This window comes from Siminovitchia sediminis (genome assembly GCF_042680885.1).
In the GTDB taxonomy this organism is placed as follows: domain Bacteria; phylum Bacillota; class Bacilli; order Bacillales; family Bacillaceae_C; genus Siminovitchia; species Siminovitchia sediminis.
Window position 1 is genome coordinate 1 of record NZ_JBHUEO010000002.1, and the last position, 14,835, is coordinate 14,835.

Sequence of the window (14,835 nt, forward strand, 5' to 3'; positions counted from 1 at the left end):
AGGTTTTTGGGTGTGTAGTAACTTCAATTATCCTTAGAATTCAGGGGGTGGCAATTTTTTTGCTTATAAAGCCCGCTATAAAGACATTCTATAGCCTATTTAATATAAAAGTTTTGACAATACGTTTTTAGAAAGGAAGAAGAATTAATGACTAAAAATCGTAAACATCGAAGAAGTGAACCACCCAATTTTTTAGGACAACATTTAATGCATAATAAGAAATTAATAAATGAAATAGTAGAAATTGCAAATGTAACTCGACATGATTTAGTTTTAGAGTTTGGTGCTGGAAAAGGTGCATTGACGTCGGTGTTAAGTAAAAAAGCAAGGGGGATACTGGCTATAGAATATGAAGGAAAATTTGTAAGTTTATTAAAAGAGAAATTTGCTGAAACCGGTAATGTTAAAATCATTCATCACGATATATTACAAATTCAATTGCCGAAAGAACCTTTTATCGTTGTTTCGAATATTCCCTATTCGATTACGACGCCCATTATGAAGATGTTATTGAATCATCCGATAAGTGGATTTCAGAGAGGAGCAATAGTAATGGAAAAGGGAGCGGCAAAAAGATTCACCTCTCAATTTGTGAAGGATCCATATATCATTGCTTGGAGAATGTGGTTTGATATTCGATACGTAAAAGAAATTTCTAAGAAAAACTTTTCTCCCCAACCAAAAGTAGATTCGGCACTGATTACGATAAAAAGAAAAGTAAATCCAAAAGTTCCTTATAAAGATTATTTCATTTTTTGGGGATTCGCAGACTATGTATTGCAAAACCCGCAGATGCCAATTGACTTTGCATTAAGGGGCATTTTTACAGCACAGCAAATCAAAAGGGTTAAAAGAAGTTTGGGCATAAAAAGTGAAACGCCAGTTGGCATCCTATCAATAGAGCAATGGGGTATGTTGTTTGAAACGATGGTAAAATATGTTCCAAAACACAGATGGCCTAAATTAGACAAGCGGAAATTAATCAAATGGAAAAATTCTAAACGATAAATGAAGGAATATAAACATTATAATTGAAGGTAATCTAATTACTTTACCTCATACTAAACAATAAAATCTGAATAACAAGATGAGATTATTAGAATAGAAATTGAGGAGGAGCTGGGACAAAATCCTCCTAAATAGAAAAATAGCCCATGAAGTTTTGCACATTGCAAAATGTCATGGGTTTAAATTTTTTTAGGTTTTAAACGAGGATGAATGTGAAAACTATCAGGATATCCATTCCATTCATCATGTACAGAAGTAAAAGAAGGATTCTCCTTTTTTATTATATTTAAGCCAGTTAAGTATCAACTTCTTTTCTATTAATTAAATGGAAGAATTTTTGTGTAATTCCAGGTATACTTCGTTTTAAATCACTAAATCTTTGAGTACCATTTTTCAATAAATGCAATAAGATAATGGGTTTCCATTTTCCGACTAATATGCCTAAAGCATCTTCAACACGACAAAAATCTGGTTCTATATTTATTCTAATTACTCCTTTAGTATCTTTTTGTCAATTATGATGCTTTTAAGTTGTACTTCCTTTTTTTACTTTACTGACTATATTAGCATTGTGAACAGAAATTTGAAAGAGGGGTTCTAGAGGAGTGCTTAAATACGATAGAACGCATAATTGGTGAAATAAGTAATATCCCCAATTGTAAGAAAATCTTCTAACGATTGGGGATTGTCATCATGGAGAAATAGTAAGTTTAACATAAAACGATGATGCGATATGGAGTAGTTTGTGCAGGAATGCTACGAGTTGTTGGACCATAAATCACGACTAAATCGCGGTTCCCAGGATATTTTGAAAAGAACTGCCCATTTGTTAACAATATGGGAGTAGAAGGAGTTAAATGTAATTGCAATTGGCCATCACTGCTCAATAGTTGATGGTTAAAATAACTTACTTTTACATTTCGATTTGGATACTCTTTCACCATCACTATCGTTGTAGAGGGGTGGTTCGATGAAAGAAAGAGATTTGTTTGAGCCTGTTAAAAAGCTACTGGAAGAAAAAATGTACTGTAAAGTCTATGCTGAAGTAGCAAACTTCGATGTAGTTGGTCTTGGCAACTCATATGGCATTGTTGTTGAGATGAAAAGAAAACTTACTTGGAAGCTGATTGAACAAGCCCAGAACGCAATAGGATTAGCCGACTATGTGTTTATTGCTATCCCAAAGCCCAAAACAAATGGAAATAGAGTGGCAACTAGATACCTAAAACAAGACGGTATAGGGGTCATTTATATTGATGAAAATTGTGCATATGTACATTCCTGGGGAAAAAGGCATAAACCCAGCAGATCATTAAGAGATTATGTTTTACCTCATCATCGTCTTACGACTGGTGGAGTAAAAAGTGGCGAGGGTGTTACTGAATACTCGATTACGATTGACAACATAAAAGATTGTTTAAGGTTCCGTCGTAGTAATGAAGGTTGGATGACAGTAGATGAAATCTTAGAACAGGTTCAAACTCACTACTCTAATCCAAAACCATCAGTTATGGCTACCCTACAAGCACACTGGAATAAAGATTGGTGTGAAACGAAAGTGGAGGGGCGTAAGAGATATTTTAGGTTAAAAAGAAAATCAGTTAAAGAGGGTATAAGTCATCAAGGCTGAAAGTTTGGCTTTTTAATTTAAAGGGGGTGTGTCTGTGAAAGAGTTAATGATCCGTTTTATTGATGATGGTGAAGTGTTTAATGAAATAGACGAAACTAGAAACTATTATTTGAGTGAAGCTGAATCCATTGTTGAAAAAATAAAGGTTCGATTAACAAATGAAAAGAGGGTGTCCAGTCCAAAGGGGTTTGAGTGTTGGGTCGATGGGAAACAGTTGATTATCTCATCCGTTCGATTTGAAAACGGCCAATCCTTGGAAGAACAGTTAAAACAAACGATATTGGAGCATAAAGAGTGGGAAGAAGATCTTAAAAATAAATATATCAATAAGATTAACGAATATGCTTCTAAAGAACGAGAGTTAATGGTACACAGGGAATTTAAAGCCTTTGTTATCCGGTTTGACCAATATATGGGGAATCCCAAAAATGATCCCTTTCCTTTGTTGTTAAGGCTTGAGAGACTAAAAGATTTGTTTGATGGGATTTTCGTAAATATATCTTCTGGATTTTATTCAGAATTAGAGGTGATTATGGGTTCTATAAAAGAGTCCTTTCAAATCATAGTTAAACAAACATATGACGAATTATCAGAGCAGGATCAAGAAGAATATGAAGGTAGTTGGTCTGACTTTTTAAGGGTAAGAGTCATTACTTGGTTAGGGAACGATGAGAACTTTAATAGATTTAAAAACTATGTGATAGCGCATTATGAATCTGTTCCAAAATCTAGGATTCGGGCTATTTATCCAAGGTATGAACCTTTTCAAGAAATGCAGGACTATTTATTTTCTACTTTTGCAAAAACGCAAAGTTTCGATGAAGCTTACCGATTGAGCAATGAGTTAATCCAGTCATTTTATGAAAAATACGATGATATACTTTTTGGTGGTTTTGCGATTAAAAATGATGACATGGTAAAATCATTAATTTTTAGCCCTGTTGTTAAGAATTTCTTTGAAGTAATTGAGAAGAGAAAAGAAGAAACACTTCCGAAAGACTCGAACATTGATAAGGGAATGGTTGATGATGAGGAAGAGTTGGAAAGCGCAGAAGAAATTAACGTTTAAAACGATAGAGGATGCACTCAATGAACTTAACGCTCAAGATAAAGGGCGTTATTTTTTATGTACATGTCCTGAATGTCAAAGAAATGAAGCTTTTATTTATAAAAACAATCTAAATTTTATTCAATGCAACCGTGAAAACTTCTGTGGTGAAAGGATGATATTGCAATTCAAGGAAAAAGTAAGCGAAGCTTCATATAAAAAACAGAAAATACATGAAGAATATCCTGAATTAACGGAAAAACAAGTTGAAGCATTAAATTGGACAAATAAAGTATTTAAGCATGTTCAAAAATATTTCGAGAGCGAAGCACTCGATAATGGTTATCGTGGCATATCAAAAGATATTGCCAAAGAGTTTATTGTCGATTTTAAAAATGAAAAATTTGTGGCTTTTTTGTTTAGTAAGATGGAGCCTTTACTTGGTAAAGATTATTCAAAAAATGAATGGATGTGTAAACGGAATTTAGTGTTTCCAGTATATGGGCAAGACAATAATGTTGATCGAATATTATTGCGTTCCAGCATTGAACCGAATATTGAACCTAAAGAAATACAATTAATTGTAAATCCTTCAAAAGAAACGAGGGATTTTTTTATTTCTCTACCTAACCAATCTAAAACACTCGTTATAACAGAAGCAGTATTGGATGGATTAAGTTTTAGAGAAATTGATCCTAGTGTGGGGTTTATCGCATTGACAGGTAGTGCTAAAACGAGAAATATTAAAGATTTTATTAGTCGAAAGAAACGATTATTTCAAGACAAGGACATTGTTTTGGCAATGGATGATGATGTTGCTGGTTGGAGGGCAAATGCTGAAATAATGACAGCGTTAGAAGAAAATGATATTTTCCATTATCAGATATTTTTATATCCCAATGGGATAACCGATTCCAACGAATTATTAAACGAGAATAGAGTTGGCTTCAAGGAAAAATTTCACCAAGTAAAACAATCTTTTAACCAAAACAGCCGTGATCTAATAGATGTAGAACATGATGCAGAAACAGTTGTAATCTGCAATTCACGATTGGATGCAGTATCTTTTAAGGCGATTGATTCAAATGTAGGAGTTGTTGCATTAGAAAACAATAGAGGAAATCGTTGTGCTGAAATTACAGAGTTTATTCTGGAAAATGAGCAATTGTTGAGAGGAAAACAGATAGTCGGAGCTTTTCCTGATAATCTCGACAGAGAATTTAAAAATGTAACAAATGTGATAAAGGCATTAGATTTAGAGTATCGTCAATTTGATTACCCTAATCAAGCGGAACCCCCTTATGTGAAAAATCTATACGACTTTTTAAGGAGAAATGATAGAGAATTTAAAAGAAAGTTTCTTGAAACACTTTCAGCTTTTGAAAAGCGAGATAAGAAAATGGCACGGGGGAAAGAATTTTTTCGATAGTTTAGTTATTAAAATTTGAATTAATCACATTTATTAAAGGTTATTGAATGGATAGCCTTTTTTATGTGCATTAGTTCGGCGTGAAAAAGGGGTGGTACGAGTATGATGTCACCGTTAAAATGGATATTTGCATCCATTTTAGTAATAGCACTTGTTTTAGGTATTGCCTATGCTTCATCAATACAAAACATAAATACAAACACTGTAACAGATATTGAAGTGTTAGCAGATACGATAAGTGCTGGAACAATAAGAAGTGAAATGAATGAAAATGGAAAAGTCAATGAGCAGTTTTTTGATAAAGATGAATTGATAGCGAATTTGACAGCGAAAATAGTTTCTGTACAAAAAAATCATCCTTATGATATTCATTTTGACTATGTTTTCTTTGATAAAAATGGACAAGTAACTAACGTTGATAAGGAAATTAGAAGTGTTCAATTTCGGATTCAATATGTTAATGAAAAAGGAGAAGTAAAAGCCACTTCTGAAAGGCATTTAGCTATAAATCAATTAGGAGAGTAAATGGGGGATTTTAAAATGAAAACGATAGCAAACTTTTATTTCTTAGAAGATGGAAAATCTACTGTCAACTTTTACAATGGTTCATTAGTAGAGTTGTTAGAAAATAAATTAGACGTTGATGTAAATAAACTTAAAAGGGCGTTCTTCGTAGCAAAAGTTGTTCCAGTATTTGTTTTTTGTGGTGCATCAGTAGTTACACAAAATGTTGGAAAAAATAAGGTGTTCTCTTATGAAGTACATGTAGAAGATGAAGAAAGTTTCTTTAGAAGTATGAATGAATTTATTGAGAGTTTTGTTAACCAACATTTGTAAAGGGGGGTAAAAATCATTGAGTGAGATAAAAGGGGCTATCTTTTCAATGGCGATTTTTATCGCATTTATTGTACCTATATTTTTACAAGTAGGTATAGGAAGCGTGCATCAACACGCTTTTATGAAAATTACTACAGAGGTTACTTCCATAGTAAAGGAAGAAGGCGGAGTGACCGATAAGGTGAACAATATAGTGCGAAACTTGAATGACAAAGGATATACTATAACGTTTAAAAACGATTCAGGAGTGCCGGTTCATGGTAAGCGACCATTCGGAGAAACAATCATCATTGATTTTGATTATAAATACAAAAATGTTCGTGGCGAAGAGAATTTAAGTACGAATAATGTTGTGTCTGTAGCAAGAAGATGAATTGCTGAATTATAGAAAGGTTGCTAAAATAAAGTGATATACTCTTTTTTTAAAAGGGGGATTTATGTGTTGAAAACAAGAAATGATTTTTCAAGCAAAGATGCATATTTAGAGTACACTCGTTCTTTAGATTTCTTGAAAAATTATTCGATAGAAGGAAAAACAGCAAAACAAATACAGGAAGAAATGCTTATAGACGAAGATTTGTTGCACTATGTTGAAAAAGCATTAGAGGTTCTCAAAGAAAAAAATAAAATGCGTGGCATTGATATGATTTACCTAGTTGATCAGTATGTTATTGAAGATGAAGATTATGAAGATTGGTTAAACTCGATGGAACATCAGTAAAGAAGGTGGACTATGAGTTTTAGACATTACTATAAGTCGGGAGATTTAATTAGGTATTATGACTTTTTTTCAAAGAATAAAGATCATCACAAACCAAGACCTGCAATGGTATTAGGATATAACAAGAAAAACAATAGTGTTTTTGCAGTGAGAATAACATCCAAGGGGGGGAGGACAGAAAAGCCTGATTATAAAGAGTTGGGTGATGAAGTTCGAGTTCCAAAAGGGATTGTTTATAACGATAAACCGTTATATGGGGTCATAAAAACAAACAATATAATTGAAATAAAAAGAGACAGGATCACTTCTACACTTGATGTTTTTCCTTATCAGACAAAATTGGAAGTTTTACAAGTGTATGAAAAGTTCAAGAATGAAGATTGGTACAAAGAATTTTTGGAAGCTTCCAATTTAGATTATAAACATATAATAGAACGTTATAAAGAAAACCTAGTTGCCGAAAAACTAGGATTTTTTTATTGTCACGGAAGTAATGAAAATATATATGAATTCATTCAGGATACCCCTTTGAGGATTCATAAAATCCAATTACTCGAAAAAATGATTACAGCCATGCAATTGACCCAGTTGTGCCATCTTTTTGATCCACCTCTGCCATGAAATTGATCCACCTAAGACATAGCTGACCCACCCTCCTATATAATGAAGGAGCACATACGTGCAAATTCATTTATAGGGGGTTTTTTTGTGATTAAGTATCGGGAAATTTTAAGGCTTCACTCGCAGGAAGTCACACAAAGGGGGATAGCTTCAAGCTGTGGTCATTCAAGGAACACGATTAGAGAAGTAATTCGGCGAGCGGAAGAGAAGAAAATTCAGTGGCCAATCGAAGATGACGTGACAGATTTAGATTTACAAATGATTTTATTTCCTGAGAAAAAGGTTCCTTCAGACCATCGACGAAAGCCTGATTGTGAGTATATTCATAAAGAATTGGCTAAAACGGGGGTAACACTTTCTCTTTTATGGGACGAATATTCTTTACAGAGCAGGGCAAATGATGAAATTCCGTACAGTTATCGCCAGTTTTGTAGATTTTACACTGATTATGCCAGGAAAACCAAAGCAACCATGCGCATCAAAAGAAAACCTGGAGAACAAATGGAAGTGGACTGGGCAGGTCAAACGATGCATCTTACAAACAATCTAACAGGAGAAGAAATTCCTGTTTATATTTTTGTTTCTGCATTGCCATGTAGTCAATATGCATATGTAGAAGGATTTTTATCCATGGATATAGAGAGTTGGATTACGGCTCATATCCATGCTTTTGAATTTTATGGGGGAGTCACAAGGGTTATTGTACCGGATAACTTGAAGACTGGAGTGACCAAGTCTTCCCGTATCGATCCAATTATTAATCAGAGCTATCAGGAAATGGCTGAATATTACCAGACTACTATTATCCCAGCACGTGTACGCCGGCCCAAGGACAAGCCAAGTGTAGAAGGGAATGTTGGCCATATATCGACTTGGATTATCGCTTCTCTTCGTAATGAGAAGTTCTTTTCTTTGGCTGAGCTAAACAAAGCGATTAGAGAGAAATTAGATGTGGTGAATACAAAATCTTTCCAAAAGAGAAAAGGGAACAGGCAGGAAGCATTCTTAGAAGAAGAAAAATTTGCATTAATTCCCCTGCCTCATTCACCATACGAGATTGCGAGCTGGGCGAAGACCGTTGTCCAGCCCGATTATCATGTGAAAATAGATAATAATTATTACTCTGTTCCCTATGATTATATCAAATGTACAGTAGACGTTCGAGTAACGAGAAATATAGTTGAAGTGTTTTATAAGAATATCCGGATTGCTTCGCACAAAAGATCAAATAAAACAGGTGGGGATTTCAGTACGATTCCTGATCATATGCCTAGGGATCATAGAAAGTATGCATCGTTTGATAAGGAGTTTATATTAGAGTGGGGTGCCACAACCGGTCCTTCCACCCTATTAACCATTGAAAGAATACTAGAATCTTATCCAACAGAAAAGCAAGGGTTGAAATCGACCTATGCATTGATGAAACTAGCAGATAAATACTCCATCGAACGCATAGAGAAGGCGTGTGAAAGAGTATTGTCTTATACGCCACGCCCAAAACTTAAAAGCATACAAACAATCCTAAAAACAGGACATGATAAATTACCATTGGAGAAAACAAGCGAACAAATGGACACACCAAAAAATGATAACGCATACGGCTTTACTCGTGGCGCTGATTACTACGGAGGGAAAAAATAATGACAACCGATAACACTTTAACAAAATTAAATGACATGAGAATGTCTGCGATGGCAGAAACATTTAGAGAACAATTGAGAAATCCGGAATATCAAGAACTATCTTTTGAAGATAGATTTGGATTACTGGTTGATATTGAATGGTCCAGAAGGCAAAACAATAAGCTTGATCGCCTAATCAAACAAGCAGAATTACGGGACACGCAGGCGTGTATTGAAGATATTGAATATCATCCGGATAGAAAGCTAGATAAGGCACAAATATTGCGATTGGCAACTGGTAATTATATTGAAGAGCATCACAATATTATATTAATGGGTGCTTCCGGAAATGGGAAGACGTATTTAGCCTGTGCATTTGGCATCGCTGCGTGTCGTCAATTCTATAAAGTAAAATACATCCGATTACCTGATTTATTGGATGAATTGGCGATCGCAAGAGGAGAAGGAACGTATAGAAAGGTAATGAAAAAATACAAGAATGTAAACCTACTAATCTTGGATGAGTGGCTATTAACTCCGTTAAAAGAAACGGAATCAAGAGACCTTCTTGAAATCGTAGAAGCACGCCACCAGCAGGGCTCAACTATCTTTTGTTCCCAATTTGATCCTAGGGGATGGCATGATAAAATTGGCGAAAGCACACTGGCAGACGCCATTCTAGATAGGATTGTGCATGATTCCTACAATATACTTATTGACGGTAAAGTCTCGATGAGAGAACGTCATGGATTGGCGGTATCCAAGTGATCCCTGAAGAAGTTGAAATCCGTATAGCAAGGTATTTCCTTCACATGTATTTACCTGATGAAGTAATGCGCGAAGTGGAAGAGAAATTATTACCTCCATGTATTTGGGGAGAAGAAGAGGGATTAGACCACGATGAACTCGTTAGCTTAGCTCAAGAGATAATTAATAAACAACTAGACGGTAAGAGTTTTAAATAAGCTAAACAGCCATTGGAATATATTAGATTTCAATGGCTGCTTATAAATCTACTAGTAGTGGCTCATCTCTGTCCTAAGTGGATCAATTTCTTGTCCCAAGTGGGTCAAAAAGATGGCAGAGGTGGAGCTAACCTATGTCCTTCTTCAAAAAAGGGAAGAACGTCTATTTTTGGTGTCTTATTTAATAAAAAAGGAAAAATATATGATTACAATATAGCAACAAAAAAACCGTTGCAAAAAATAGTGCATGATTGGAGTGGAAATAAAAAGGTAAGTGAATGGTTGCGTGAAGATGAAAAATTTCACATCCTTATGAAGCATGTTAATGCTCGAATCATACCTGATCCAGTGCCTAAAATAGATAAATATAAAACGTTTCCTGAATTTAAACATTCTTTAATGAACAGTAGAGAAAAGGAAAATATCGTAGGTAAATCACGCTGTGAAAAAACACAGGGTGATTTTTTTGTCTCGGAAAGAGAGGGTGGATGAATGAGGGAAAGTGAATTCTTTGAAAAGTATACGAGCAAAAAAACCATTGCGGTAATTATTCTTGTGATATTATTTCTTTCATTTTTTGTTGCAAATTTTTTGCTGGCTTTTTTGCAAGAAGTGGGCAATGTCCTTGTAACAATGATGAATAATCCCGATGAAAATATTTCATTTTCATTAAATTGGCAAAGCGTGTTTGTTTTTCAACCTAAAATAATAGAATTTTATATTGCATTTTATTTTGTTCTTGCAATCGGGTTAATCAAGTTTATCTATAACATCAAAATGAACTATGACAGCCTAAATAAAGGACAACATGGTACTAGTGAATTTGAGAAGGTAAAAGAACTAAAAAAGCAATATAAAATTATACCTGCTAAGAAAGAAGAGTATGACGGTAGTGGTGGAGTAATCATTTCAGGACTGCAAGAAAAGTACAGACCATATAGATTGTTGATTGACGAAGGTCCAATTCATACTATGGTTATCGGAATTACCCGATCCGGAAAAGGTGAAACTTTTGTTTTCCCTATGATAGACGTTTTGAGTCGGGCGAAAGATAAACCATCCTTGGTAGTAAATGACCCAAAGGGGGAGCTTGCGGGGGCTTCTTATGAAACATTAAAGAAGCGTGGATATGAGGTACATGTTTTTAATTTAATCCAACAACACATGGGTATGGGATTTAATCCGTTACAATTAGTTGTAGATGCTTGGAAGAAAGGTAATCCGAGCTTGGCACAACAATATGCCAATAGTATTGCTTTTAGTTTATATCACGATCCCAATGCAAAAGATCCGTTTTGGAATGACTGTGCTATCTCTTTAGTGACAGCAATCATATTAGCGATTACGGAGGATGCTGTTAAAACGGGCAAGGAAGAAAAAGTTAATATGTATTCTGTTGCCAACTTCCTAGCCAGCAAAGGTAGTGATAACGATGAAGATAGTGGAACAAATGCATTAGATGAATTTTTCCAAGCAAGAGAAGATAATACACCTGCTAAAAATATGTATGCGACAAGTAACTTTGCAGGTGGAAATACACGGGGAAGTATCTTTACAACTGCTATGTCTAAATTGCAAATTTTTACGTTAGAGCCTAATGCTAAATTGACGAGTTATAACAGTTTGGATTTAACGGATGTTGGTTTTGGTGATAAGCCTGTTGCTATATTCATGGTTACTCCTGATTATGACCAGTCAAACCATGTTTTAGCTAGTATTTTCGTGAGTCAGTTATACCGAGTGAATGCTGAAAAAGCAACAATGAGTCCATCGGGAAAAATGAAGAGACATGTTCATTTCTTGCTTGATGAGTTTGGAAACATGCCTACTATTGAAGGTATGGCTGGAATGGTTACGGTAGGAGCAGGTAGAGGGTTTCGTTTTCACCTGGTCGTTCAAGCGTATTCTCAAATAAAATCCCAATATGGAGATGAGGCAGATACGATTATCGGGAACTGTTCCAATCAAATTTATATCCTAACGAAGGATAAACAAACAGCCGAACAGTATAGCGCATTAATCGGAACGAAAACTATAACAGATATCAGCCGAAGTGGAAAACTGCTATCAATGGATAAGTCGCATAGTGAAGCAGTTAAGGAAAGACCCCTTATGATGCCTGATGAACTCATGCAATTAAAAGAGGGTGAGTCAGTGGTCGTTCGAGCGAACAAAAGGCAGGATAATAAAAGAAGAAAAATTGTTCCAAAACCCATATTTAACACAGGTGTGACAGCGCATAAATTCCGATGGGAGTACTTGGCGGATGATTTTGATAACAGTAAATCAATATTAGATCTGCCTTTAATGTCAACTACCTACCATGACTTAGATTTATCTCGAATTGTATTTACGGCTAAAGGTGAAGGTGATATGTATGTTCCGATGATCGATATTATGCCAAGTGAAGAATATCAAAATATGAAGCGTATGTTCCTTACATTTGTGTCTCAATCAAGTAGAAAGTTTCCTTACGTAGAGGAATTTGACGATTGGACTTTCTTACACTTGATGAGTTATATGGTATACGAATTGCGTTTGCCTATGAATATTGCAGAAAGGTTTTTAACTATTGCGAACAAATATGTTCCTGACCGCCTGATTAATTCGTGGAGAGAAGAATTGCGTAAGGTTGCTCCTGTTCCTACTTCAAGAGTGCGGAGAAAGAGTCCCAATTCGGTTCGTGAAGAATTGGAAAAGCTAAAAGAAGAAGAGGGTAACTGATAAATGGGAGGGATTGGATAATACATGTTTACCGAAATAATTAAGGAAAGCTATATAGATGCCTATTTGGATTATTTTAAAAAAGATAAAAAAAGTTTTAGGATAACACGATTAATTTACGGATTCGTGTTATTTTTTATTTTTGCTGTCGGCTTTTTAATCATGCAAAAACCTTTATGGCTTCTTCTGACTCCACTTGCTTTTTATGTAGGATATAAGTTGCCTTATTTTAGTTTAATTAGTTTGAAAAAAAATGAAGAGTTGCGGACTTCTTTTTTATTCCCGCAATTTCTCCAAAGCTTCATGGGGTTACTCTCTTCATCAGGTAACATCTATCAAACATTAAAGGCAACAATTCCGTATACAGGAGAGCCTTTAAAACGTGAACTGGAAAAGTTAGTGAAAAACATTGAAAAGGACAATCACCGAGATTATTACATTGCTTTTGCCGAATTTGTCGGTACAAATGAAGCTTACACCATCATGGATATGATTTATCAATTCAGTGAATACGGGGTCAAAAAAGATACCTTACATGACTTGCGAGATTATATTCAAGGGCTGGATGAAAACAAGGTCAATGAACTAATTGAACGTAAGATGATGTCGGGAGAAAAGTATGGATATATGTCTATTTTTATTTCTCTGTTTTTGCTCTTGGGATATGCAGGTGCAATCTTGTTCTATTACTTAGGAGATATAATGGATGCATTAAAAGTAGTTATGTAGAAACTTAAAAAGAGAGGGGGATATTCTTGAGTGAAAATAAAAATGATGCCGTGACAATAATTAAACATATTGCGGTATTAAGAGAGGGGAAAAATGGATGGACTCAAGAATTAAATATTGTTAGTTGGTATGGAAAGGAAGCGAAATATGATATTCGTTGGTGGTCAAAAGACAAATTGGATAGTGGTAAGGGTATAACGCTTCGACATGATGAAATGTTAGCTTTAAAAAATGCGATTATTGATTTGCCTGAACACTTTCAAACAATGGCTTAAAAAGAAAGGGATGAGAAAAGATGAATAATAAACGGATACAAGAAATAATCGATCATTCGTTTTTAAAGGTTATGCTTCAAGATGATGCGATTACCGATATACGTTTTAATGGTACACATTTATGGGTTCAATACAATGATAAACCATATCAAATGGCATCAATTCAACCAAAAGAAGAGGAAGTTAGACGTTTAGTAAAGTCAATGGCAATGGAGCAAAAAAAAGACATTACGGATAGTGAACCGATCCTTGATACAGATTTTGAATATTTACGGATAAATGCAGTACATGAATCGGTCAGCCCTGACGGGACTACTCTTGCTGTTCGTGTATCAAGACCACGACTTGCCGTGAGAAACATACAAGAGATGCTACCGAAAATTTCTTACGAAAAATCCACTCCAATTGTGGTTGATAAAACGGAAATTAATAAAAATCCAGTGGCATCTTTGTTAAAAGTGCTGGTTTTAGCAGGAAGCAATATTATGATTTCCGGGATTACAGGAACGGGTAAGACGGAATTACAAAAACTTTTAGTCGGTCTTATTCCTAACAACCAAAAAATTAATTTACTAGAAGATACTCGGGATAGCCATATCAAAGCACTATATCCTGATAAAGATATTATGAGTTGGCAAACATTAACATCAGAAGATAGAGAAAAGAAAGTCACGATGCAGGATTTAGTTAAAGCGAGTTTGAGAAACAATCCTGATTGGATTATTGTTGCGGAAACTCGTGGGGCAGAGTCGTCTGATATGTTAGATGGTGCTAAAACGGGTCATTCGATTGTCACAACAGTACATGCGAAAAATGCTATGCGGATACCTTCTCGCTTTATACCAATGATTAAACAGTCACCTGCATACCAAACGATAGATGAGCAGATTATTGGCAAAGAGATCACAGAATTGTTTCGATTTGGTATGCATTTGCAGTTGGAATTTGTTAACAATAAAGCGATCAGGAGAATCAAAGAAATTGTGGAATATACCGATTATACACCATCGGGTGTTGTCGGAAGGCACTTATACAAATACCAAGAAGTTTATGATCCGAAGAGTAAACTATATGTACCCAAAGAAACAATAAATCCATTGTCGAATGAAACGCTAACCATGTTAGAAGATAAAAAATTATTCCATTTATTGCCCGATGAATTTATTAAATCGGATTACAAAAAAGTTTGGAATGGGGTAACAATCGAAAGGAGGTAAGCTTCACGG

The 14,835-nt window shown here is 35.0% G+C and carries 17 protein-coding genes and 2 pseudogenes; 17 read left to right on the top strand and 2 right to left on the bottom strand.

The window, feature by feature from the left end:
* Positions 1-147 precede the first annotated feature (147 nt).
* Positions 148-1,008: a 23S ribosomal RNA methyltransferase Erm gene (gene erm, locus ACFSCZ_RS00385; RefSeq protein WP_096550139.1), complete on the top strand. Its 861-nt coding sequence runs from the start codon at positions 148-150 to the stop codon at positions 1,006-1,008.
* A 334-nt stretch (positions 1,009-1,342) separates the two neighbouring features.
* On the opposite strand, the pseudogene ACFSCZ_RS00390 reads toward erm, so the two are convergent.
* Together ACFSCZ_RS00390 and ACFSCZ_RS00395 are read right to left on the bottom strand one after the other, a co-directional pair.
* A pseudogene (locus tag ACFSCZ_RS00390) lies at positions 1,343-1,492 on the bottom strand (winged helix-turn-helix transcriptional regulator); the annotation flags it as partial.
* Positions 1,493-1,718: 226 nt separating this feature from the next.
* Positions 1,719-1,958, bottom strand: a pseudogene (locus tag ACFSCZ_RS00395) (hypothetical protein); the annotation flags it as partial.
* 20 nt (positions 1,959-1,978) lie between these two features.
* On the opposite strand from ACFSCZ_RS00395, the gene ACFSCZ_RS00400 reads away from it, so the two are divergent.
* From ACFSCZ_RS00400 to ACFSCZ_RS00475, 16 genes are all read left to right on the top strand, one after another.
* Positions 1,979-2,638 (top strand): hypothetical protein, encoded by a 660-nt coding sequence (locus ACFSCZ_RS00400; RefSeq protein WP_144463428.1) that lies wholly within the window; start codon positions 1,979-1,981, stop codon positions 2,636-2,638.
* A gap of 34 nt (positions 2,639-2,672) precedes the next feature.
* On the top strand, positions 2,673-3,707 hold the full coding sequence (locus ACFSCZ_RS00405; protein WP_380771458.1) for a hypothetical protein: 1,035 nt from the start codon (positions 2,673-2,675) through the stop codon (positions 3,705-3,707).
* Positions 3,664-5,115, top strand: a complete 1,452-nt coding sequence (locus ACFSCZ_RS00410; RefSeq protein WP_244943942.1) for a toprim domain-containing protein — start codon at positions 3,664-3,666, stop codon at positions 5,113-5,115. The genes ACFSCZ_RS00405 and ACFSCZ_RS00410 overlap by 44 nt, the downstream gene beginning before the upstream one ends.
* 102 nt (positions 5,116-5,217) lie before the next feature.
* Positions 5,218-5,640 carry a hypothetical protein gene (locus tag ACFSCZ_RS00415; protein ID WP_144463430.1) on the top strand — a complete coding sequence of 141 codons (423 nt, stop codon included), beginning with the start codon at positions 5,218-5,220 and terminating at the stop codon, positions 5,638-5,640.
* Between the two features lie 15 nt (positions 5,641-5,655).
* Positions 5,656-5,952, top strand: coding sequence for a hypothetical protein (locus tag ACFSCZ_RS00420; RefSeq protein ID WP_380771461.1), 297 nt, complete (start codon positions 5,656-5,658; stop codon positions 5,950-5,952).
* A 16-nt stretch (positions 5,953-5,968) separates the two neighbouring features.
* A complete protein-coding gene (locus ACFSCZ_RS00425; RefSeq protein WP_144463432.1) occupies positions 5,969-6,325 on the top strand; it encodes a hypothetical protein in 357 nt (118 codons plus the stop codon).
* Between the two features lie 69 nt (positions 6,326-6,394).
* Positions 6,395-6,673 carry a hypothetical protein gene (locus ACFSCZ_RS00430; RefSeq protein WP_144463433.1) on the top strand — a complete coding sequence of 93 codons (279 nt, stop codon included), beginning with the start codon at positions 6,395-6,397 and terminating at the stop codon, positions 6,671-6,673.
* A gap of 12 nt (positions 6,674-6,685) precedes the next feature.
* On the top strand, positions 6,686-7,294 hold the full coding sequence (locus ACFSCZ_RS00435) for a hypothetical protein (protein WP_380771464.1): 609 nt from the start codon (positions 6,686-6,688) through the stop codon (positions 7,292-7,294).
* Between the two features lie 42 nt (positions 7,295-7,336).
* A complete protein-coding gene (gene istA / locus ACFSCZ_RS00440) occupies positions 7,337-8,935 on the top strand; it encodes an IS21 family transposase (protein ID WP_380771466.1) in 1,599 nt (532 codons plus the stop codon).
* Positions 8,935-9,684 carry an IS21-like element helper ATPase IstB gene (istB, locus tag ACFSCZ_RS00445; protein ID WP_120075983.1) on the top strand — a complete coding sequence of 250 codons (750 nt, stop codon included), beginning with the start codon at positions 8,935-8,937 and terminating at the stop codon, positions 9,682-9,684. Before istA ends, istB begins: the two co-directional genes overlap by 1 nt.
* Positions 9,681-9,881 carry a hypothetical protein gene (locus ACFSCZ_RS00450; RefSeq protein ID WP_120075985.1) on the top strand — a complete coding sequence of 67 codons (201 nt, stop codon included), beginning with the start codon at positions 9,681-9,683 and terminating at the stop codon, positions 9,879-9,881. The genes istB and ACFSCZ_RS00450 overlap by 4 nt, the downstream gene beginning before the upstream one ends.
* A gap of 90 nt (positions 9,882-9,971) precedes the next feature.
* Positions 9,972-10,373: a hypothetical protein gene (locus tag ACFSCZ_RS00455; protein WP_380771469.1), complete on the top strand. Its 402-nt coding sequence runs from the start codon at positions 9,972-9,974 to the stop codon at positions 10,371-10,373.
* Entirely contained in the window at positions 10,374-12,605 is a 2,232-nt protein-coding gene (locus ACFSCZ_RS00460; RefSeq protein ID WP_380771471.1) for a VirD4-like conjugal transfer protein, CD1115 family, read from the top strand.
* A 24-nt stretch (positions 12,606-12,629) separates the two neighbouring features.
* On the top strand, positions 12,630-13,334 hold the full coding sequence (locus ACFSCZ_RS00465; RefSeq protein WP_144460322.1) for a flagellar assembly protein FlaJ: 705 nt from the start codon (positions 12,630-12,632) through the stop codon (positions 13,332-13,334).
* A 26-nt stretch (positions 13,335-13,360) separates the two neighbouring features.
* On the top strand, positions 13,361-13,609 hold the full coding sequence (locus tag ACFSCZ_RS00470; RefSeq protein ID WP_380771472.1) for a YdbC family protein: 249 nt from the start codon (positions 13,361-13,363) through the stop codon (positions 13,607-13,609).
* A 20-nt stretch (positions 13,610-13,629) separates the two neighbouring features.
* Complete coding sequence (locus ACFSCZ_RS00475; RefSeq protein WP_380771474.1) at positions 13,630-14,826, top strand: ATPase, T2SS/T4P/T4SS family; 1,197 nt, start codon at positions 13,630-13,632, stop codon at positions 14,824-14,826.
* Positions 14,827-14,835: the final 9 nt, after the last annotated feature.